We start from the raw sequence: 19,355 nt of genomic DNA, 5'->3' as shown, positions 1-19,355 counted from the left end.
CGGTCAGGCCTCCGTTCCGGTGCTCTCAGCCGGAGCAGCGGCAGCGGCCTCGGCCTTGGGGGCCTCGGCAGCGGCGTTCTGCTGCGGCTTGCGGCCGCGACCGCCACGCTCGCCACCGCGGCCACCGCGGGCCGGGCGGTCGGCACCGCCACGGGCCGGGCGGTTGCCGGCGCGGGCTGCGGCGTTCTCGGCGCGAACCTCGGCGATGTTCTTGACGTCGCCCTTGTAGATCCAGACCTTCACGCCGATGCGGCCGAAGGTGGTCTTGGCCTCGAAGAAGCCGTACTCGACGTTCGCGCGGAGCGTGTGCAGCGGCACACGGCCCTCGCGGTAGAACTCCGAGCGGGACATCTCGGCGCCGCCGAGGCGGCCACCGCACTGGATCTTGATGCCCTTGGCGCCCGCCTTCATCGCCGACTGCATGCTCTTGCGCATGGCGCGGCGGAAGGAGACGCGGGAGGACAGCTGCTCGGCAACGGCCTGGGCCACGAGCTGGGCGTCGACCTCGGGGTTCTTGACCTCGAGGATGTTCAGCTGGACCTGCTTGCCGGTGAGCTTCTCGAGGTCGCCGCGGATGCGGTCGGCCTCGGCGCCACGGCGGCCGATGACGATGCCCGGACGCGCCGTGTGGATGTCCACGCGGACGCGGTCACGGGTGCGCTCGATCTCGACCTTGGAGATGCCGGCGCGCTCCATGCCGGACGTCATCATCCGACGGATGGCGACGTCTTCCTTGACGTAGTCCTTGTACAGCTTGTCGGCGTACCAGCGCGACTTGAAGTCGGTGGTGATGCCGAGCCGGAACCCGTGCGGGTTTACCTTCTGGCCCATTACCGGGTTCCTTCCTTGCTGCTGACGACCACGGTGATGTGGCTGGTCCGCTTACGGATCCGGTAGGCGCGGCCCTGGGCGCGCGGCCGGAACCGCTTCAGGGTCGGACCCTCGTCCACAAACGCCTCGCTGATGAACAGCGACGAGGCGTCCGTGTGGTCGTAGTTGTGCGCGGCGTTCGCGATGGCGCTGTCCAGCACCTTCTTGACCGGCACGCTCGCGGCCTGCGGGGCGAAACGCAGGACCGCCTGAGCCTCCGTGGCGTCCATGCCACGGATGAGGTCCACCACGCGGCGGGCCTTCATGGGCGTGACGCGGATGTACCGCGCCTGGGCCCTGGCTTCCATGGTTGTCCCTTCAGTGTCTGACACGTTCGTCATGGTCTTTCACCCCGCTGGTTAGCGGCGCTTCGACTTCCGGTCTTCCTTGACGTGACCCCGGAAGGTGCGCGTCGGCGAGAACTCGCCGAGCTTGTGGCCGACCATCGACTCGGTGACGAACACCGGGATGTGGGTCTTGCCGTTGTGCACCGCGATCGTGTGGCCGAGCATGGCCGGGACGATCATCGAGCGACGGGACCAGGTCTTGATGACGTTCTTGGTGCCGGCTTCGTTCTGGGCGTCCACCTTCTTGATCAGGTGGTCGTCGACGAAGGGCCCCTTCTTGAGACTACGCGGCATCTAAACCCGCTCCTAGCGCTTCTTGTTCGTCTTGCGGCGGCGGACGATGTACTTGTTGCTCGCCTTCTTGGGAGAACGAGTACGACCCTCCTTCTGACCCCACGGGGAGACCGGGTGGCGACCACCGGAGGTCTTGCCCTCACCACCACCGTGCGGGTGGTCGACCGGGTTCATCGCCACACCGCGGACGGTCGGGCGAACGCCCAGCCAGCGCTTGCGGCCGGCCTTGCCCCAGTTGATGTTCGACTGCTCGGCGTTGCCGACCTCGCCGATGGTGGCGCGGCAGCGGACGTCGACCAGGCGGATCTCACCGGACGGCATGCGGAGGTGGGCCATCGAGCCCTCCTTCGCGAGCAGCTGCACGGAGGCACCGGCGGAGCGGGCGAACTTGGCGCCGCCACCGGGACGGAGCTCGATCGCGTGGATCGTGGTACCGACCGGGATGTTGCGCAGCGCCAGGTTGTTGCCGGGCTTGATGTCGGCGCCGGGACCGTTCTCGATCCGGTCGCCCTGGCTCAGGCCACGGGGGGCGATGATGTAGCGCTTCTCGCCGTCCGCGTAGTGCAGGAGCGCGATGCGCGCGGTGCGGTTCGGGTCGTACTCGATGTGAGCGACCTTCGCCGGCACGCCGTCCTTGTCGTGACGACGGAAGTCGATCACTCGGTAGGCGCGCTTGTGGCCACCGCCCTGGTGGCGGACGGTCACACGACCGGTGTTGTTACGGCCGCCCTTGCTGTGCAGGGGGCGGACCAGCGACTTCTCCGGCGTGGACCGCGTGATCTCGACAAAGTCGGCGACGCTGGAGCCACGACGGCCCGGAGTCGTCGGCTTGTACTTGCGGATACCCATTTCTCAGTCCTCGTCCGATATTCGGACGATCCAGACCGCCCTTAGGCGGTCGGACCGCCGAAGATGTCGATACGGTTGCCCTCGGCAAGGGTCACGATGGCGCGCTTGGTGTTGGCGCGCTTGCCGTAGCCGGTGCGGGTGCGCTTGCGCTTGCCCTGCCGGTTGATCGTGTTGACCCCGGTGACCTTGACCGAGAAGACCGCCTCGACGGCCTGCTTGATCTGGGTCTTGTTCGCGCGCGGGTCGACGACGAACGTGTACTTGTTCTCGTCCAGCAGCGCGTAGCTCTTCTCGGAGACAACCGGCTTGACGAGGATGTCACGCGGGTCCGTGAAGGTCTTGCTGGTGACGACGGCCTCGCTCATCAGGCGTCGCTCCCTTCGGTCTCAGCGGTCTGGGGGCCAGACACGAAGGACTCGAAAGCGGCCTTGGTGAAGACCACGTCGTCGGAGACGAGCACGTCGTACGTGTTCAGCTGGCCCGGCTCCAGGATGTGCACCTGGGGCAGGTTGCGGGCGGAGAGCCACGCGGCCTCGTCGGAGCGCTCGACGACCAGGAGCAGGTTCTTGCGCTCCGAGATCTTGCCGAACAGCGTCTTGGCGGCCTTGGTGGAGATCTCACCCTCGACCACGCCGGTGACGACGTGGATGCGGGAGTGGCGGGCCCGGTCGGAGAGGGCACCGCGCAGGGCGGCGGCCTTCATCTTCTTGGGGGTCCGCTGCGAGTAGTCACGCGGCACGGGGCCGTGGACGACGCCACCACCGGCGAACTGCGGAGCGCGGGTCGAGCCCTGACGGGCGCGGCCGGTGCCCTTCTGGCGGTAGGGCTTCTTGCCACCGCCGCGGACTTCGCCACGGGTCTTGGTCTTGTGCGTGCCCTGGCGGGCAGCGGCCAGCTGTGCGACGACGACCTGGTGGATCAGCGGAACGCTGGTCTTCGCGTCGAAGATCTCCGAGGGGAGCTCGACGGTCCCGGCCTTGTCGCCTGCCGGCGAAAGGATGTCAATGGTGCTCATCGTTACCTCAGGCCCCCTTGGCCGCGGTACGGACCAGGACGAGGCCGCCGTTCGGACCGGGGACCGCGCCCTTGATGAGCAGCAGACCCTTCTCCGCGTCAACGGCGTGGACGGTCAGGTTCTGGGTGGTGACCCGCTCGTTGCCCATGCGGCCCGCCATGCGGAGGCCCTTGAACACGCGGCCCGGGGTGGCGCAGCCACCGATGGAACCGGGCGAGCGGTGCTTGCGCTGGGTGCCGTGTCCGGCGCCCAGGCCACGGAAGTTGTGGCGCTTCATGACACCGGCGAAGCCCTTGCCCTTGCTCTTGCCGGTGACGTCGACCTTGACGCCCGCCTCGAAGACCGCGGCGGTGATCTCCTGACCGAGGGTGTACTCGGAGGCGTCAGCGGTGCGGATCTCCACCAGGTGGCGGCGCGGGGTGACGTCGGCCTTGGCGAAGTGGCCCTTGAGGGGCTTGTTCACCTTGCGCGGGTCGATCTCGCCGAAGGCGATCTGGACCGACTCGTAGCCGTCGGTGTCGTTGGAGCGGACCTGGGTGACGACGCAGGGACCGGCCTTGACGACGGTCACCGGGACGACCCGGTTGTTCTCGTCCCAGACCTGGGTCATGCCGAGCTTCTCGCCCAGGACGCCCTTAATGTTCTTAGCCATCTCGCGCGTCACCTCAGAGCTTGATCTCGATGTCGACGCCGGCCGGCAGGTCGAGGCGCATGAGCGAGTCAACCGTCTTCGGCGTGGGGTCGAGGATGTCGATGAGGCGCTTGTGCGTCCGCATCTCGAAGTGCTCGCGCGAGTCCTTGTACTTGTGCGGCGACTTGATGACGCAGTACACGTTCTTCTCAGTGGGCAGCGGCACCGGGCCCGCGACCGACGCACCCGTGCGGGTCACCGTCTCGACGATCTTCTTCGCCGAGGAGTCGATGACCTCGTGGTCGTAGGCCTTGAGCCGGATGCGGATCTTCTGTCCCGCCATGGCTACTCAGTAGTCCTGTCTCTCGTAACGCTCTGGAACCTGGTGGGCTCTCTGTCTTCTCCGACCCACGCGGTCGGGCGTGTCGCACTCCCTCTACGAAGATCTCCCGAAGGATTTCCCAACCAAGGGGGTGCGGGCCTGGGACCGCGGTCCGGGGGAAGACACCCACCGGGTGCCTGGTCGGCGCCCCGCTGACACTTCCCGGAAGATTCCCGTACTTCCGCCCCACGCAGGGACGACGAGTACTGTGGGACTCGCTTCCGGTCCTCCCGGCGGGAGGCGCGCAGCATCGGCACTCAACCGAGCAACCCGGACAGTCTGCCACACGGGGCCTCGCGTACGCCAATCGAGCCGAAGAGAATACCCCGAGGCCCTGGACGATCAAACCGGGGCGCGCGGGGGCGTCCCGGGGCGCGGGACGGGCGAGGGGCCCGGCGGGGCCCGGCACGGCGGCGAGAGGGTCCGCCACGGGTCCGGGTGGCGGGCGGGGCGGGCGTGAGGCGCCCCCACCCGCGAGCGGCGCCGTCAGGTCCGACGCGGCGGACGGCGGCCCGGCCGCGAGCCGGAGCGCCGTGTCCCGCCTCAGCAGGGGGCGTCCGGCGCGTCCGGGATCTCCCGGTCCCGGTCGTAGGGATCGAAGCCGGTGACGGCCGGCGAGGGGGTCCGGCCGAGCAGGTCGCTGGGGAAGACCGGGTGGATGAAGCCGTCCGCCGTGTCGCACCCGGCGTTCACGATCTCGGGACGCGACTCGATCACCCGCAGCGTGCCCGGGGTCACCTCCCAGAGGTCGGGGTCCATGAGCGACACGGCCAACCGCCTCCGCACCACGGTGTGGGTCACGTCCTCGGCCCCCGGATGGGTCTGCACGAGCGGATGGACGAAGGTGTGGTCGGCGCGGACCACCACCTCGCCGTCCCCCTCGCCCTTCTCGAACGCCATGTCCCCGCGGGTCTTGACGAGCGCGCGCTGCGGATGCCCTCCCCGCACCACCGCGGCGGCGGGATTGGACGCGATCAGGAAGTCCCTCGTCAGCCGCAGCGCTTCGGCCACCTCCTCCGCCGTCATGCCGCCGGTCGCCCGCGCCCCGGGTGGACGGATGCCCCGGGCGCCGTCGTCCCAGCCCGCGGCGGCCGTCCCCAGGAACGGCTCGTCGAGCGTCGGGTACGCGTACCCGCCTTCCACGTGCCCCTCATGCGCGTCGAGCGCGACATCGGCTGCCGCGCCGCCGCCCCATGGCGGCCGTCCGGAGACGGGCTCCGGGGCGAGCGCCAGCACCGCGGCGGCCGCGGCGACGAGGGCGGCGGCGGACGCGGCGTACGGTCGGCGCCGCCCCCGGCCGCCCGCGACGGCGCCCCGCCCAGTTCGCCCCCGTCCGCTCCCGGCTCCGGCCGCCGCCTCCCGCCCGCTCGTCCCACTGCCGCCCGCCTCGCTCGCCCGTCTCCTCACGACTCGGACATCCCACGGGGGCGGGGTGGTCACGACAAGCCCTGACCGCGCAATGTGATGATCAGGTGATGAGGTGCGCCCGACGGGCCGCCGAGCGGAGGCCCGTCGGCCGGATCGCGCTCGGACGTCCGGCCAGTGCGGGCTTCTCTTCGCATGATGCGACCGCGTGCAGGGAGTTCTCTCGGAAAGCGACGTCGTTCGGCCCTTCTTTCCGTGTCGCCCGACGCGTCGCTTTCCTCCCGGCAACAGTGGCCGCAATTTCCTTTCGACCGAGCTGAGCGAGCAAAGTCCGAACAGAAAGGAAATTCATGCGGTCCATTCGAGCCCTCATGGTCGCCGTTTCCGTGGGCGCCCTCACCCTGGGCACGGCCACGATGTCGCAGGCGATCGACTGGGAGCACCCGGGGCTGACCCGTGCCGCCGCGAAGAAGCCCGCGCCCGCGCCCCCGGCGCAGCGGAGCGCCGAGAAGGACGGCAAGGGCGGCAAGGGCGGCAAGACCACGTACAAGATCGACAACTCGAAGCACGACGTCAACCACAACTGCAAGGGCAAGACCTTCGGGTACTGCACCCAGAACGCCGTCTTCGCCCCGACGGTCCTGGGCGGCGTCAACCTCACCAACGGGCTGATCGGCCTGATCGGCACCAACGGAACCAACGGCACCACCGTGCCGCCCACCACCAACGGCACCACCACCCCCGGGGAGCCCGAGTGGTGCTCGCCGGGCTTCTGGCGGAACAACTACCCGGAGGCGTGGGGCCCGACCGGTCTGACCGGCAACGAGACCTACAGCTCGCAGTTCGGCGGCGACCTGCCCACCCGGACGCAGGCGGGCATCAACGCCGGCGCCCCGATCGACCCGACGCTGATCTACACCCTGCAGAACCCGCAGTACTACGGCGGTGACGACACCAACCGCATCGCGGACCTGCTCAGCTCCCTGCACCCGGACATCAACTACACCGGCGTCCGCGTCGACAACTGCCCGCTCTAGACGGGTCGGCCCGTGCGGTGGATCTCCGCGTTCCATCGCACGGGCCTTTCCACCGTTCCGGCCCCCGGAACGGCGCGGATTCGGGTGTCCCCATCATCGGATTGCATCACCGCTCAGCAGGTCTTCTTTTACCTCATCGATTCTCGTCGGACTTCATCTGACTTCATTCGATTCTTTCATCGGATTTCACGAAGGGAACGCGGATGGAACTGCCGCACCCCCGTACGTGCCCGGCGAAGGGCGCGCAGGCCGCTTCGCCCCGGCCGCCTTGGGCGGTGGGCACGCTCGTCGCCGCCGGTCTGCTGCTCACCGGCGCGGCCCTGCTCCACCTGGGCATGGTCTTCTTCAGCCTCGCCCCGCACAACGCCGTCACCGCCCGCCACCGCGCGGCGGTCGACGCGTACGTGCAGCCCGAGTTCGGCCAGGACTGGAAGCTGTTCGCACCCAACCCCCTGCAACGCGACGAGGCCGTCGGCGTACGGCTGCGCACGGACGGCGGGGCGGGCGACGGCGAGGTCTCCGAGTGGGTGAACCTCACCGCCGAGGACATCGAGGCGATCACCGGGAACCCGGCCCCCAGCCACGTCCACCAGAACATGCTCCGCCGCGCCTGGGACGGCTACGTCAACACGCACACCCTCAAGGACAAGCCCACGCGGGGCGCGCTCGGCCCGCTCTCCGAGGCGTACCTCAAGCGGGTGGTCCTCCAGCGCCTCGGCCGGGAGTGGCAGGGCAGGCCGATCGTCGCCGTGCAGGTCGGCGGACGCTTCACGCCCGTGCCCCCGCCGTCGTGGAGCAGCGAGGGCAGCCCGGACACCACCACCTACCGCCTGCTGCCGTGGTGGCCGGTGAGCGACCAGGACTACAGGGAGCTGTGAGTTGACCACCGAAGCACCGGGCCGCCCGGCCCGTCTCGCACGCGCCGTCCTGGTCCCCCGGGCCACCTACCAGGCCGCGGTCCTCCGCATCGGCCTGGCCGCCGTGATCGCGGCGTTCCTGCTGCGCGAGTGGCCGCACCGCCGCGTCCTGTACGGGGACCGCAGCCCCCTGTCGTACGACCTGGCGCTTACGCTCATCCAGGAGGAGGGCACCTTCAGCGTCCTCGGCTGGTGGGGCGGGCGCCTCTGGTTCGAGATCGTCTACACCGTGACGGTCCTGGCGGCCCTCGCCGTCATGGCCGGCTGGCGCACCCGCGCCACGGCGGTGCTGCTCATGGTCGGGCTGGTCTCCCTGGAGAACCGCAACCCCCTGGTCGGGGACGGCGGCGACAACATCCTCCGGATCATGGTGATCTACCTGGTGCTCATCCGCTGCGCCCAGGTGTGGTCGCTCGACGCCCGGCGGGCCCGCCGCGCCCGCCGCTCCGCCGGGGACGGCGCCGGTTCCCGCGACCCGGTGGGGGTGGCGCTGTGGGCGGTGCTCGGCGCCCTGCTGTTCTGGGCGTTCGGCTTCCCGCCGCCGGTCGGCTGGCCGCTGGCCCTGTGGCTGCTGTGGGCCGTGCAGGGCCTCTGGTACGTGGTGCACCGCGCCTCCGGCGCGCGGGAGCTGCGGTCCGTCCTCGACGGCTGCGCCGCGATGGCGCACAACGCGGGGATGGTGGTGATCGGCGCGCAGGTCTGCCTGATCTACGCGACCGCCGGCTGGTACAAGATCCAGGGCACGCGGTGGCAGGAGGGCAGCGCCCTGTACTACGCGCTGCACCTGGACTACTTCGCCCCGTGGCCGTGGCTGTCGGCGGCCCTGGCGGGCAACGCGCTGCTGGTGCTGGCGCTCACCTACCTGACCGTGGCGGTGCAGGTGGCGTTCCCCTTCACCCTCGCCAACCGGCGGCTCAAGAACGCCCTGCTCGCCGTGATGATCGCCGAGCACGCCGGCATCGCGGTGCTGCTGGGCATCCCGTTCCTGTCCCTGGTGATGATCGTGTGCGACCTGGTGTTCCTGCCCACCTCGTTCCTGACCCGGCTGGGCGCCTAGTGCGCGCGCCTCACCCGCCGCGGCCGGTCCGCCCCGGTGGCGCCTTCCGGCCGCTCCGGCCCCTCTGTCTCGGCGGGGTCCGGCGAGGCGGGGCGCCCGCCGGCGGCCACGGCCGAGCCGACGCCGGTCGGCTGAGGGAGGGCGAGAGGCGTCACCCGACTGGGCGAAGCCAACCAACTGGGCTTGCCCTGGGAACAGTTGCGCATCCTAGGCTCATGGCGACATATGCCCCAGACACCGGCCGCCCCCCCTGCCGGGGCGCAGGCGCCTGCCCGGCGTGCCTTCCCCGCCCGCACCACGCCAACAGGAGACCTCGGGGTTGAGGAACATCCGAACGAAAACCGGCGCTAAGCCCGCCTGGTGCTGACATGTGCTTTGACCTGGTCTTCTGTGAGGGATGAACCTTCGGCAGTCGTGTTGATCGACTGTCTGGAGGCCCGGGGTGCCGGTCGAGTTTTTGACGGATGAGCAGGCTGCCGCGTACGCGGCGTATCGCGGGGCGCCGTCCCGTACGGAGTTGGAGCGGTTCTTCTTCCTGGACGACGCGGACCGGGAGCTGATCGAGCCCAAGAGGCGGGCCCACAACCGCCTGGGGTTCGCGGCCCAGCTCACAACCGTGCGCTATCTCGGCGTGTTCCTTGACGACCCGGCGGACGTGCCGCCGGAGGTCGTGGACTACCTCGCCGAGCAGCTCGACATCGGCGATCCGTCGGTGCTGAAGGAGTACGGCGAGCGGGAGAACACCCGGCTGGAGCACGTGCGCGAGCTGCGGCGGGTCTTGGAGTACCGGGAGTTCGCCGAGGCGGAGGGCGAGCTGCGGGAATGGGTGGACGCGCGGGCCTGGACGACGGGCGAGGGGCCGAAGGCGTTGTTCGACGCGGCAGCCGGGTGGCTGAGGGAGCGGCGGGTGCTGCTGCCTGGGGTGACGACGCTGACGAGGCTGGTGGCCTCGGTGCGGGAAGCAGCGAACCAGCGGCTGTGGGACAGCCTGCACGGGATGCTGAGCACCGGGCAGCGGGCGGTGCTGGACTCTTTGCTGACGGTGCCGCCCGGGGAGCGGGTCTCGGAGCTGGACCGGCTGAGGCGCGGGCCGGTGCGGGTGTCGGGTCCGCAGATGAAGCGGGCGCTGGAGCGGGCGGAGGAGATCGCCGCGTTCGGAATGGGCGCCGTTGATGTGTCGCGGATACCGCCGCGCCGGCTGGCGGAGCTGTCCCGGTACGGGGTGGACGGCAAGGCGTCGCTGCTGCGCCGGCACTCCGACGCTCGCCGCCTGGCGACGCTGCTGGCCACCACCGTGTACCTCACGTCGCGGGCGGTGGACGACGCGCTGGACCTGCTGGAGGTGCTGATCGCGACGAAGCTGCTGGCCAGGGCGGAGCGCGAGAGCGCGAAGGAGAAGCTGAAGTCTCTGCCGCGCGTGGAGCGGGCGTCGGCGAAGTTGGCGACCGCGTTCCAGGTCGTGTTCGACACCACGAGCGAGCAGGTCGACACCGACACCGGGGAGATCGCTCCGCCGAAAGTGGAGAGCCTGGAAGGGATGTGGGCGGCCATCGAGCAGGTGGTGCCCCGGCACGAGCTGGCCGCGGCGATCGCCGCGCTGTTCGAGCTGACCCCGCCGCTGGACTCGGATGCCGACGAGGCATGGCGGGCCATGCTGATCAACCGGTTCGGCACCGTCCGCCCGTTCTTGAAGCTGCTGGTCAGCGTGGTGGACTTCGACGCCACCCCGGAGGGTGAGGCCGTACTGGGCGCGCTGCTGTCGTTGCCGGAGCTGATGGGCCGCAAGAAGGTTGGCCCGGCCGAGATCGACGCGGACCTGCTCACCGGCTCGTGGCGGCGCCTGGTCCTGGCGGCGCCGCATCTGGAGCCGGGCACGGTGGACTGGAAGGCGTACACGTTCTGCGTGCTGGAGCACCTGCACCGGATGCTTCGCAGCAAGCAGGTTTTCGCGAAGAACTCCTCGAAGTGGGGTGACCCGCGGGCGAAGCTGCTGGCCGGACAGGCGTGGCAGCAGGCGCGGCCGACCGTGCTGGCCTCGCTGAACCTGCCCGGGGAGGCGGACGGGCACTTGGCGGCGCGGGCCGCGCTGCTCGACGGCACCTACCGGGAGGTCGCCGCCCGGGTCCCGGACAGCGCGCAGATCGTCTTCGACGACGACGGCCGCCTGCACTTCGCCGCTCTGGAGCCGGAGCCCGAACCGGCCTCCCTGCTGGAGCTGCGGGCTGCGGTGAACGCGATGCTGCCGAGAGTGGACCTGCCCGAGGTGCTGCTGGAGGTGTTCTCCTGGACCGGCGCCGACCAGGCGTTCACCTCGGTCACCGCCGGCGAGGCCCGCCTGAAGGACCTGAACGTTACGATCGCCGCGCTGCTGGTCGCCCACGGCTGCAACGTCGGCTACACCCCGGTGATGGGCGGCGCGGACCCGCTGAAGTACGGGCGGCTGTCCCACGTCGACCAGACGTATCTGCGGCTGGCGACGTACCGGGCCGCGAACGCGACCCTCATTGAGCACCAGGCGTCCATCCCGCTCGCCCAGACGTGGGGCGGGGGCCTGGTCGCCTCGGTGGACGGAATGCGGTTCGTCGTCCCCGTGCCGTCGGTGTACGCGCGGCCGAACCCGAAGTACTTCGGGCGCCGGGGCGGTGCGACCTGGCTCAACATGATCAACGACCAGGCCGCCGGGCTCGGGGGGAAGGTCGTGGCCGGCACCCCGCGCGACTCCCTGTACGTGCTGGACGTCCTCTATGACCGCGACGGCGGCAAGCGCCCGGAGATGATCGTCACCGACACCGCGAGCTACAGCGACATCGTGTTCGGACTGCTGACCCTGGCCGGGTTCGCCTACGCCCCGCAGCTCGCTGACCTGCCAGATCAGAAGATGTGGCGCGTCGATCGCACGGCCGACTACGGCGCCTTCCAGGACGCCGCCCGTGGCCGGATCGACCTCGCCCGCATCGAACGGCACTGGGAGGACATCCTGCGGATCATCGGCTCCATCCACACCGGAGCCGTCCGCGCCTACGACGTCATCCGGATGCTTTCCCGCGACGGGCGGCCCACCCCGCTCGGCGACGCGATCGCCCACTACGGGCGGATCGCGAAGACCCTGCACATCCTGCGCCTGGCCGACGAGCCCGGCTACCGCCGCCAAATCAAGGTGCAGGCCAACCTCCAGGAAGGCCGCCACGCGCTGGCCCGGAAGATCTTCCACGGCAAGCAGGGGCAGCTGTACCAGCGCTACCAAGACGGCATGGAGGACCAGATCGGCGCCCTCGGCCTTGTCCTCAACGCCCTCGTGCTGTTCAACACCCGGTACATGGACGCCGCGGTGAACCAGCTGCGGGCGGACGGCTTCGACGTCCGCGACGAGGACGTCGCCCGCCTCTCACCGTTCGTGCGGCATCACATCAATATGCTCGGCCGGTACTCCTTCCAGCTTCCCGACCTGCCCGGCGGCCTGCGCCCCCTGCGCGACAAGACCGCCACCGACGACATGTGACGGTGGGACATGAGACCCGGTCCGGCTTCCAGGACTTTCCGGGGGCCGGACCGTGGGCATGTCAGCAGGTGGCAGCCCCGCTGAGGGCCATCGACGAAGACGGGCAGCACGACCCTGTCCAAGGCGAGAATGGCCAGTCCGTAGCAGAGGCGGTCGGCCGGCACCCAGGACTACGGGGTGGCTTGCGCGACGACGACGTACAGCGTCACTGCGGCGAAGAAGGGCCCCGTAGCGAGATGGTCAAGCCACCTCTGCGATGCCAGGGCGGGCAGGTAGCCCGCGGACACCGCGCGCTCAGTATTGCGCTGAAGACCGAGGACCTGGTCGGCGGCCTGAGCATCACGAAAGACCGAGGTGATCGGGACGACGGTCGGTACGGCGAACCCCGCATCCAGCGCAAGCCGGGCCAGCTGACGGCCAATGACCCCGTTGCGTACGATTTTGTCCGTCACGTGGCGAGTGTAAGCACGCGAGACCTCAAGGTCGGGGTAGTCGATGGTCAGCGAATCCCAGTCAGGTTCGCCCATGACAAGTCTGCCGCCTGGGCGAAGGACACGCCGGGCCTCTGCAAGTGCCTGGGCCGGGTCCGCCACGTGCTGGAGCACGCGGTCGGTCCGGGCACAGTCGATGCTGCCGTCCTCGAGCGGGAGCGTGTGGATATCGCCTAGCTCTACCTCGACCGCAGGCAGATTCTCCGTACGCCTGCGTGCTTGCTCAACCATCTCCTGACTGGAGTCGATGCCGATCACCCTGCCCGACGGGCTGACCGCCTTGGCGAGAGTGCCGAGATCTGTGCCCGGTCCGCAGCCCAGATCGAGTGCGCTCTCACCGGGCCGGGCATCCAGTGCGTCGAGCATGACGCTCTTGTAAGAACGCGCCGCGTCCGTCGTGGCCAGTTGATCGAGGTAGCTGACCTCGTCAGGAACAGCGCTCTCAAATACACGTCCGGACAGGCGGGCCATGGAGTGCGCCTCACGCTCAAGCAGCTCCCGCCCCGCGGGCGTGAGGCAGAACGGGCGTTGGCGGCCCTTTTCCTCCAGGGGCCTCACCAGCTGCTTCGCCTCCAGACGGGCCAAGGCTCCATAGAGGCTCCCGGGTCCGAGGCGGTGACCGGAGACCTGCTCGATGGCAGCGTTGATGGCGTACCCGTGCAGCGGCCCGTCGGCCAGTGCGCACAGCACGAGCATCTGGGCGTCGTTGGTGCGCATGGCTTCTCCAGGTGTGGTCGACCTTTGGAATGCGTTCCCATGATGCTACACAGCACGTAGTACGTGACACGTAGTATTCCGTAGCGGTGAAACGACGGACGCCGACTGCGCAAGTGCCCGGCCTGGTTCCTCCGGGCAGTACCACGGACGCCGCCGGAGACCGCGACGAACCGACCTCTGCAGTGCACCAAGAACTTCTGTCTGCCCTGGACACCATGCGAAAGGTCTCACGATGCGCACCGCCGACCTCTTCTACGCCCTGTACGCCCGTCGGCTGCGGCGGCAGACGGCAGCGGGGCCGCTGCCCAAGCACATCGGCCTGATCATGGACGGAAACCGCAGATGGGCCCGCCAGATGGGCATGGCCAACCCAAGCATCGGCCATCGATACGGTGCCGAACACGTGGAGAGCGTGCTGTCCTGGTGCGAGACGGCCGGCATCAAACACGTGACGGTCTTCGTCTGCTCCACGGAGAACTTGCAGCGCCGCGGCGACACCGAGGTGTCCTTTCTCATGCAGGTGATTGAGCAGGTGGTGGCAGTTCATCTCGCTCGTCCTGACGCCCGCTGGCAGGTTCGCATAGCAGGAACCCTCGACGCCCTGCCTGACTCCACGGCCCACGCCCTCAAGGAAGCGGTAGAGGCGACCCGCCGCTGCACCACCGGATCACAGGTGACCCTTGCCATCGGCTACGGCGGAAGGCAGGAAGTCATCGATGCCGTGCGCGAACTGCTCCACGAACAGGCAGCAGCCGGAACCACCCTCGAAGACCTCGCAGCAAGCCTGACGATGGACGACATCACCCGTCACCTCTACACGGCAGGACAACCTGACCCAGACCTCGTCATCCGCACCAGCGGAGAACAGCGCATGTCGAACTTCCTCCTTTGGCAGAGTGCCTACTCGGAGCTGTATTTCTGCGAGGCCTACTGGCCCGCCTTCCGAGAGATCGACTTTCTGCGTGCCCTGCGCAGCTATGCGGCCCGGCAACGCCGCTACGGCGCATGACACAGGCACACAGCCTCGCCCGGACCCGACCGAGAACTGGCGTTCACCTGCTGCTGTTACCCGGAGCAAGCAGGCTCGTGAGCTCGGCGATCGCCTCCGGGGACGGCTTGAAGTAGCGGCGGACGTTCTCCGGCTTCTTGTGCCGGGACTTCGCCATCAGCATCAGCAGGCTCGCGCCTTGCTCACCGAGGTGGGTCAGAGCGGAGTGGCGGTACTCATGCAGGTCCCAGCCCGTGCCCACTCCGCGGACCGCAGTGTGGTGGTCCAGCAGTGCGCGGGCCTGCCCGTACGACAGCCGGGCGAAGCCGGTGTCCGGGCAGATGTCACGAGGGCTGACGACCTTTCCCGGACCGGGGCGGCGGTGAGTGACGAACACCGGCCCACGGGTGCGGCCCTTGAGCAGCCGGGGCAGGAGCCGGGCGGTACCGGCGTCCCAATAGAGGGTCTCCAGCACGAAGTCCTCACGGACCTGGCCTCGGCGGCGGGACTTCGACTTCGCCCCCTTGGCCTTGGCCGGGCAGCGGCGGCCGGCGAAGTCCAGATCCTCGATGTTCACGCCCAGGATCTCCTCCGAGCGCCCGGCGGTCTCGTAGAGCATCCGCCACAGTGTCTTCTCCCGCAGGTGCACCTCACGCCGCGCGATCAGCCGGTCAATGGCCATGCGGGAGCGGGCCGGGGTCTCGGAGTCCGGCACCGCGAGCCGTTTCGCCCAGGCCGGAACGGCGGGGCCGTCGTAGCCACGCTCCCGGCACCAGCCGAGCCAGGACAACACCGCCGCGCGCCGGGAGTTCCAGGTGTTCACCGCGGAAGTACCCCAGAGCAGTTCGAGCGCCTCGCCGATCTCGTCGTCCGCGACCGAGGCCAGCGGTCTGGACTCGCCGAGCCGTTCGGCGGTCTTGCCCACCCCGATCCCGTAGTTGCGGACCGTGTTCGGGTTGCCGAGCGAGTCCAGGAACACGTCCGCCGCGGCCCGGACGCTGAGCGCCTTGCCGGTCGGCAGCTGTACGACGGTGGGCATCGCTTCCCCCTTGCCACAGATAACAGGGCCGCTTCACGTACGGCCCGGAGAGCGTCACCGCAGGTGACGGATCAAGCTACCGCAGATATTGGGGTGTTATCTGCGGGAAGACTTCAGACGAGTCCGCCCGCCGACGCTCCGTCAGCCGCCCACCTGGGCCGACTGATCCTTAGCGCCGGTTTTCGTTCGGATGTTCCTCAACCCCCGACCTGTGGTCAGCTCACCCCACGAGGCGATGCACCGCATCTTCCAGGAGTACCCGGAGCTCTTCTCCCGCGTCTCGGAAGTGCTCGGCATCGATCTGCCCCGGCCGCACTCTGTCCGGATCCTGCCGACGGATCACCGAGTCCCGGCCCGTCGAACGCCGCGTCGACACCCTGCTGCACTTCGAGACCGAGTCGGACGGCGGCTTCCTCGTCGCCGTCGAGGCACAGGGCAGGAAGGACCCGGGGAAGCCCGGCAGCTGGGCGTACTACGTCACGTATCTGTACGAGAAGTACGGACTCCCGCCCCTGCTGCTGGTCGTCTGCCAGGACCGTGCGACGGCCGATTGGGCGGCCGTGCCGGTGCGCATCGGCCCTGCAGGCTGGACGACGCTCTTGGTGCATCCGCTGGTGGTCGGCCCGCACAACATGCCCGTGATCACCGATGCCGCCGACGCACGGAAGGACCTGTCCCTCACCGCCCTGTCCGCGATCACCCACGCGTCCGACCCGGAGGTCGGTGCCATACTGAAGGCACTGTCCACCGCGCTGCGGGACGAACCGGAAAGCCTCGTCAACCCTGTCATCGAATTCGTCGCACAGGGCCTGGGCAAGCGCCCGGCCTCGGAGATCTGGAGGAACCTGGTGGCCGTGGACCTCTCCTTCTACACCTCGCCCCTCTCGGAGGAAATCCGCGCGCAGGGTGAGGCGAGGCGGGCGGCGCGGGACGTCCTGACCGTGCTGAAGCAGCGTGGTCTGGAGGTGCCCGAGGTTGTGCGTGAGCGCATCACCGACACCCAGGGCCTCGAACTCCTGCACCTGTGGCTGGTACGCGCTGTCACCGCCTCCAGCACCGATGAGCTCTTCTGCGACGAGTAGCGTGCCGCGGCTCAGCACTGGGCCCGGGCAAGCGCCCGGCCTCGGAGATGTGAAGGAACCTGGTGGCCGTGGACCTCTCCTTTCTCCACCTCGCCCCTCTCGGAACAGATCCGCGCGCAGGGTGAGGCCGGGCGGGCGGCCGAGGACATCCTGACCGTGCTGGAGCAGCGCGGCATCCTGGTGCCCGAAGCGGTCCGGGGGCGCATCACCCGCCGCATGGACCCGCACGTCATGCGCGACTGGTTCCGGCGCGCCTTCGCCGCAGCCGCCGCGGGGCAAGTCTTCGGGGACGAGTGACGGGCGGTGCCGCGGGCGCCCGGTGGCTCTCAGGCACCCACAGCCCCGGCCGGGCCATGTGGTGATCATGTGATGGCGGGTGCCCCGGTGGGCCGTGGAGGAGCGAGCGGCGCCTAGGATCACCTGCTCGAATGCGACGATCGAAGATCACGGGGGAAGCATGCGCAAGACGATGGCCGCGGTGTCGTTGGTGGTGGCCGTGGGCCTGCTCACGGGCTGCGGTGGCGGAGCGGCCGAGGGCCCGGGCGGCGGGGCCGCCGGTACGCCGGACGCCTCGCCGACGGCCGGGAAGCCCGAGGGCTCGGGCGAGGGCCGGGCGAAGGGCGGGGACACGTCGTACGAGGTGACCATCGAGGTCGGCGGCACCGGGTCGACCATGGTCATGTACAGCCTCGACGACTCCAAGACCGAGACGGTCACGCTGCCCTGGAAGAAGACGGCGACCATCACGCCGGTCGGTGCCGAGAAGGAGGTCGGCCGCCTGGTGATCGTCACTCCCGGCACCGTGAGCGACGGGAACGGCATGCTGACCGCCGCCTCCTGCACGATCACCGTGAACGGCCAGAGGGTCGCCGACAACGGCAACGGCAAGATCCCCAAGCCCTGCTCGTACAAGCTCAAGTAGCCACGCTCCCTTTCGGACGCCGGCGGTGCCCGCCGAGGGACCGCCGGCGTCCGGGAGGTCAGCGCCCGGCCGCGTAGGCCACGAAGCCGGCCCAGGCACGGGGGCCGACGGCGAGGCGGGGGCCGTCGGTGTCCTTGGAGTCGCGGACGTGGACGGTGCCGGGGGTCTCCGCGACTTCGACGCAGGTGGCTTCGTTGCCGCTGCTGCTGTAGCTGCTCTTGTGCCACTCCAGCGACGGGCGGTCCCCGGCAGAAGCTATGCGCATCATGCCTCCCCATGCACGTGTTCGATGAAGGCCAGCGACTCCCGTGGGGTGAGAGCCTGGGCCCGGATCATGCCATAGCGCAGCTCAAGGATCCGGAGTTGCTTCGGAGCCGACACCGCGCGGCCGTGGAACGCGCCCTCGGAGCGCCCGACCGCCTTGCCGTCCGCGAACTTCAGCACCTCGATGCCGCCGTCCAAACCCGGATGAGCCTCCACGTCGGTCGGCATCACCTGGAGTGAGACGCTGCGCAACCTCCCCACCTCCAGGAGGCGTTGGAGCTGCTGACGCCACTCCATTCTGCCTCCGATCGGCCTTCGCAGCGCCGCCTCTTCCAAGACGAAGCTGAGGGAGGGGGAGGGCGACCGGTCGAAGACCGAGCGCCTGGCCATGCGGGCCGCCACCCCTCGCTCCACCTCGTCCTCCGAGTACGGAGGCTGCCGGGTCTCCAGCAGCACGCGGGCATGACCCTCCGTCTGGAGCAGGCCGTGGATGCCGTTGCCGGCGTACACCGCGATCTCGACCGCCCGCGCCTCCAGCTTCGCCAGGTCACGGACCTCCTTGGGGTAGCGGACCCCCTCGACGTCCCTCTTCATCGCGGCGATCAGGCCACCCGCCCCCAGGGCCTTGTCCGCCTTGTCCAGGTACTCCGGCCGGGGGATCCGCTTGCCCGCCTCGACCTTGTAGACCAGGTCGTCCCCGTACCCGATGAGCCGGCCGAACTCCGCCGCCCTGAGGCCCGCGGCCTCCCGGCGCAGCCGGAGCTGGCGCCCCACCGTGGCGACGACCGCGGCACCGGACTCGTCGTCCGGGTCCACCTCCCAGCCGGGGTCGTCCACGCCCTCCCCGAGCCGCTGCTCCCCGTTCACTTCCGTAGCCAACCGCCTCACCTCCGACGTACGACCGCGGGCGCGCCCCGACGGTCCCGACGAGGGACGGCGCGCCACCGACAGTGACTGTACGCATGCGGAGAATCACTGGTCACCCGGAGTGAGGCATCGCCAGGATCTGTGACATGAACCACAGGAGCCCCCAACCCCTTGCCCTGGAAGGGGATCTCAGCATTCAGCTGCACCCCTCCCGTGCCGGAGCCCGGCTGGCCCGGGAGCTCGCCGCCCAGTGGCTGGCGGACCAGGACGCGACGCGGGACGTGGCCGACGACGCCCTCCAGGTCGTCGCCGAACTGACGTCCAACGCCGCCCTGCACGGCCGGGTGCCGGGGCGGCGGTTCCAGCTCGCCCTGCGCCTCACCGGCGCCGGGCGCACCCTGCGCGTCGAGGTGACCGACACCCGCGCGGACCGGCTGCCCACCGCCCCGCTCCAGGAGCCCCCGCCCGACCACGAGAGCGGGCGCGGCTTGCTGATCGTCGACGCCCTGGCCGACCGCTGGGGGGCCGAGACGGGGTCGGTGCCCCGCAAGACGGTGTGGGCGGAACTCGACCTTCCACCGGAGCACGGGCGGCCAAGTTCCGGTGGTTCCAGCGGTCTTGTGCAAGGAACGGACAGAGAAAAGGACCCCTTCCCCGCCCCGCCCCTCCCGCCCCACGGGCGGGCTCACCCCGTCGGGTGAACCTGGTCAAACCGGCTGGCC

General features: G+C 69.7%; 21 protein-coding genes and 1 pseudogene. 9 read left to right on the top strand and 13 right to left on the bottom strand.

Annotated features, from left to right (window positions below; genetic code table 11):
* Window positions 1-3 precede the first annotated feature (3 nt).
* From rpsC to CP974_RS18200, 9 genes are all read right to left on the bottom strand, one after another.
* Window positions 4-831, bottom strand: coding sequence for a 30S ribosomal protein S3 (gene rpsC / locus CP974_RS18240; protein WP_023587025.1), 828 nt, complete (start codon window positions 829-831; stop codon window positions 4-6).
* On the bottom strand, window positions 831-1,178 hold the full coding sequence (gene rplV, locus CP974_RS18235) for a 50S ribosomal protein L22 (protein ID WP_031129708.1): 348 nt from the start codon (window positions 1,176-1,178) through the stop codon (window positions 831-833). Before rplV ends, rpsC begins: the two co-directional genes overlap by 1 nt.
* 51 nt (window positions 1,179-1,229) lie before the next feature.
* Window positions 1,230-1,511, bottom strand: a complete 282-nt coding sequence (rpsS, locus tag CP974_RS18230; protein ID WP_004984529.1) for a 30S ribosomal protein S19 — start codon at window positions 1,509-1,511, stop codon at window positions 1,230-1,232.
* A 12-nt stretch (window positions 1,512-1,523) separates the two neighbouring features.
* On the bottom strand, window positions 1,524-2,360 hold the full coding sequence (gene rplB / locus CP974_RS18225; protein WP_010473951.1) for a 50S ribosomal protein L2: 837 nt from the start codon (window positions 2,358-2,360) through the stop codon (window positions 1,524-1,526).
* Between the two features lie 41 nt (window positions 2,361-2,401).
* Window positions 2,402-2,725 (bottom strand): 50S ribosomal protein L23, encoded by a 324-nt coding sequence (rplW, locus tag CP974_RS18220; protein WP_031129709.1) that lies wholly within the window; start codon window positions 2,723-2,725, stop codon window positions 2,402-2,404.
* Complete coding sequence (gene rplD / locus CP974_RS18215; RefSeq protein WP_031129711.1) at window positions 2,725-3,375, bottom strand: 50S ribosomal protein L4; 651 nt, start codon at window positions 3,373-3,375, stop codon at window positions 2,725-2,727. Before rplD ends, rplW begins: the two co-directional genes overlap by 1 nt.
* Window positions 3,376-3,382: 7 nt before the next feature.
* A complete protein-coding gene (gene rplC / locus CP974_RS18210; RefSeq protein ID WP_031129712.1) occupies window positions 3,383-4,027 on the bottom strand; it encodes a 50S ribosomal protein L3 in 645 nt (214 codons plus the stop codon).
* Window positions 4,028-4,040: 13 nt separating this feature from the next.
* Window positions 4,041-4,349: a 30S ribosomal protein S10 gene (rpsJ, locus tag CP974_RS18205; RefSeq protein WP_003948644.1), complete on the bottom strand. Its 309-nt coding sequence runs from the start codon at window positions 4,347-4,349 to the stop codon at window positions 4,041-4,043.
* A 582-nt stretch (window positions 4,350-4,931) separates the two neighbouring features.
* Window positions 4,932-5,795, bottom strand: a complete 864-nt coding sequence (locus tag CP974_RS18200; protein ID WP_140160906.1) for a hypothetical protein — start codon at window positions 5,793-5,795, stop codon at window positions 4,932-4,934.
* 308 nt (window positions 5,796-6,103) lie between these two features.
* Between CP974_RS18200 and CP974_RS18195 the strand changes: the two genes are divergently transcribed.
* The 4 genes from CP974_RS18195 to CP974_RS18180 all read left to right on the top strand — a co-directional run bounded on the left by CP974_RS18195 (window position 6,104) and on the right by CP974_RS18180 (window position 12,263).
* Complete coding sequence (locus tag CP974_RS18195; RefSeq protein WP_140160905.1) at window positions 6,104-6,790, top strand: hypothetical protein; 687 nt, start codon at window positions 6,104-6,106, stop codon at window positions 6,788-6,790.
* 203 nt (window positions 6,791-6,993) lie between these two features.
* Window positions 6,994-7,668, top strand: a complete 675-nt coding sequence (locus CP974_RS18190) for a DUF5819 family protein (RefSeq protein ID WP_085921641.1) — start codon at window positions 6,994-6,996, stop codon at window positions 7,666-7,668.
* Window position 7,669: 1 nt separating this feature from the next.
* Window positions 7,670-8,764, top strand: coding sequence for an HTTM domain-containing protein (locus CP974_RS18185; protein WP_037937104.1), 1,095 nt, complete (start codon window positions 7,670-7,672; stop codon window positions 8,762-8,764).
* A 442-nt stretch (window positions 8,765-9,206) separates the two neighbouring features.
* Window positions 9,207-12,263, top strand: coding sequence for a Tn3 family transposase (locus tag CP974_RS18180; RefSeq protein ID WP_031135774.1), 3,057 nt, complete (start codon window positions 9,207-9,209; stop codon window positions 12,261-12,263).
* A gap of 170 nt (window positions 12,264-12,433) precedes the next feature.
* On the opposite strand, the gene CP974_RS18175 is transcribed toward CP974_RS18180, so the two are convergent.
* Window positions 12,434-13,471 (bottom strand): methyltransferase domain-containing protein, encoded by a 1,038-nt coding sequence (locus CP974_RS18175; protein ID WP_031135772.1) that lies wholly within the window; start codon window positions 13,469-13,471, stop codon window positions 12,434-12,436.
* 232 nt (window positions 13,472-13,703) lie between these two features.
* Here CP974_RS18175 and CP974_RS18170 point away from each other — a divergent pair, with 232 nt between their 5' ends.
* Entirely contained in the window at window positions 13,704-14,480 is a 777-nt protein-coding gene (locus CP974_RS18170) for an isoprenyl transferase (protein ID WP_031135770.1), read from the top strand.
* 43 nt (window positions 14,481-14,523) lie between these two features.
* Here CP974_RS18170 and CP974_RS18165 read toward each other — a convergent pair whose 3' ends face one another.
* Complete coding sequence (locus tag CP974_RS18165) at window positions 14,524-15,498, bottom strand: tyrosine-type recombinase/integrase (protein ID WP_031135767.1); 975 nt, start codon at window positions 15,496-15,498, stop codon at window positions 14,524-14,526.
* 211 nt (window positions 15,499-15,709) lie between these two features.
* Here CP974_RS18165 and CP974_RS18160 point away from each other — a divergent pair.
* The 3 genes and pseudogenes from CP974_RS18160 to CP974_RS18150 all read left to right on the top strand — a co-directional run bounded on the left by CP974_RS18160 (window position 15,710) and on the right by CP974_RS18150 (window position 17,502).
* Window positions 15,710-16,580, top strand: a pseudogene (locus CP974_RS18160) (hypothetical protein).
* A gap of 156 nt (window positions 16,581-16,736) precedes the next feature.
* On the top strand, window positions 16,737-16,877 hold the full coding sequence (locus CP974_RS30335) for a hypothetical protein (RefSeq protein WP_159029473.1): 141 nt from the start codon (window positions 16,737-16,739) through the stop codon (window positions 16,875-16,877).
* 160 nt (window positions 16,878-17,037) lie between these two features.
* Window positions 17,038-17,502: a hypothetical protein gene (locus tag CP974_RS18150; protein WP_031136180.1), complete on the top strand. Its 465-nt coding sequence runs from the start codon at window positions 17,038-17,040 to the stop codon at window positions 17,500-17,502.
* 58 nt (window positions 17,503-17,560) lie between these two features.
* On the opposite strand, the gene CP974_RS18145 is transcribed toward CP974_RS18150, so the two are convergent.
* Both CP974_RS18145 and CP974_RS18140 read right to left on the bottom strand, forming a co-directional pair.
* Window positions 17,561-17,770, bottom strand: coding sequence for a DUF397 domain-containing protein (locus tag CP974_RS18145; RefSeq protein ID WP_031136181.1), 210 nt, complete (start codon window positions 17,768-17,770; stop codon window positions 17,561-17,563).
* Window positions 17,767-18,645, bottom strand: coding sequence for a helix-turn-helix domain-containing protein (locus CP974_RS18140; RefSeq protein WP_051840011.1), 879 nt, complete (start codon window positions 18,643-18,645; stop codon window positions 17,767-17,769). The genes CP974_RS18145 and CP974_RS18140 overlap by 4 nt, the downstream gene beginning before the upstream one ends.
* 134 nt (window positions 18,646-18,779) lie before the next feature.
* Between CP974_RS18140 and CP974_RS18135 the strand changes: the two genes are divergently transcribed.
* Window positions 18,780-19,334, top strand: coding sequence for an ATP-binding protein (locus tag CP974_RS18135; RefSeq protein WP_031136185.1), 555 nt, complete (start codon window positions 18,780-18,782; stop codon window positions 19,332-19,334).
* The last annotated feature ends 21 nt before the right edge of the window (window positions 19,335-19,355 follow it).

Origin of the sequence: Streptomyces fradiae ATCC 10745 = DSM 40063 (assembly GCF_008704425.1) — a bacterium.
In the GTDB taxonomy this organism is placed as follows: Bacteria; Actinomycetota; Actinomycetes; order Streptomycetales; family Streptomycetaceae; genus Streptomyces; species Streptomyces fradiae.
Note: the sequence above shows the minus strand (reverse complement) of the source record. Positions and strands in the feature narration are given on the sequence as shown.

Excerpts from the sequence above, each read along its gene's own strand:
- CP974_RS18175 (WP_031135772.1), bottom strand. The coding sequence starts at position 13,471 with ATGCGCACCAACGACGCCCAGATGCTCGTGCTGTGCGCACTGGCCGAC.
- CP974_RS18170 (WP_031135770.1), top strand. The coding sequence starts at position 13,704 with ATGCGCACCGCCGACCTCTTCTACGCCCTGTACGCCCGTCGGCTGCGG.
- CP974_RS18135 (WP_031136185.1), top strand. The coding sequence starts at position 18,780 with ATGAACCACAGGAGCCCCCAACCCCTTGCCCTGGAAGGGGATCTCAGC.
- CP974_RS18145 (WP_031136181.1), bottom strand. The coding sequence starts at position 17,770 with ATGATGCGCATAGCTTCTGCCGGGGACCGCCCGTCGCTGGAGTGGCAC.
- rpsS (WP_004984529.1), bottom strand. The coding sequence starts at position 1,511 with ATGCCGCGTAGTCTCAAGAAGGGGCCCTTCGTCGACGACCACCTGATC.
- CP974_RS18150 (WP_031136180.1), top strand. The coding sequence starts at position 17,038 with ATGCGCAAGACGATGGCCGCGGTGTCGTTGGTGGTGGCCGTGGGCCTG.
- rplV (WP_031129708.1), bottom strand. The coding sequence starts at position 1,178 with ATGGAAGCCAGGGCCCAGGCGCGGTACATCCGCGTCACGCCCATGAAG.
- rpsC (WP_023587025.1), bottom strand. The coding sequence starts at position 831 with ATGGGCCAGAAGGTAAACCCGCACGGGTTCCGGCTCGGCATCACCACC.
- rplW (WP_031129709.1), bottom strand. The coding sequence starts at position 2,725 with ATGAGCGAGGCCGTCGTCACCAGCAAGACCTTCACGGACCCGCGTGAC.
- CP974_RS18165 (WP_031135767.1), bottom strand. The coding sequence starts at position 15,498 with ATGCCCACCGTCGTACAGCTGCCGACCGGCAAGGCGCTCAGCGTCCGG.
- rpsJ (WP_003948644.1), bottom strand. The coding sequence starts at position 4,349 with ATGGCGGGACAGAAGATCCGCATCCGGCTCAAGGCCTACGACCACGAG.
- CP974_RS18190 (WP_085921641.1), top strand. The coding sequence starts at position 6,994 with ATGGAACTGCCGCACCCCCGTACGTGCCCGGCGAAGGGCGCGCAGGCC.
- CP974_RS18195 (WP_140160905.1), top strand. The coding sequence starts at position 6,104 with ATGCGGTCCATTCGAGCCCTCATGGTCGCCGTTTCCGTGGGCGCCCTC.
- rplB (WP_010473951.1), bottom strand. The coding sequence starts at position 2,360 with ATGGGTATCCGCAAGTACAAGCCGACGACTCCGGGCCGTCGTGGCTCC.
- rplC (WP_031129712.1), bottom strand. The coding sequence starts at position 4,027 with ATGGCTAAGAACATTAAGGGCGTCCTGGGCGAGAAGCTCGGCATGACC.
- rplD (WP_031129711.1), bottom strand. The coding sequence starts at position 3,375 with ATGAGCACCATTGACATCCTTTCGCCGGCAGGCGACAAGGCCGGGACC.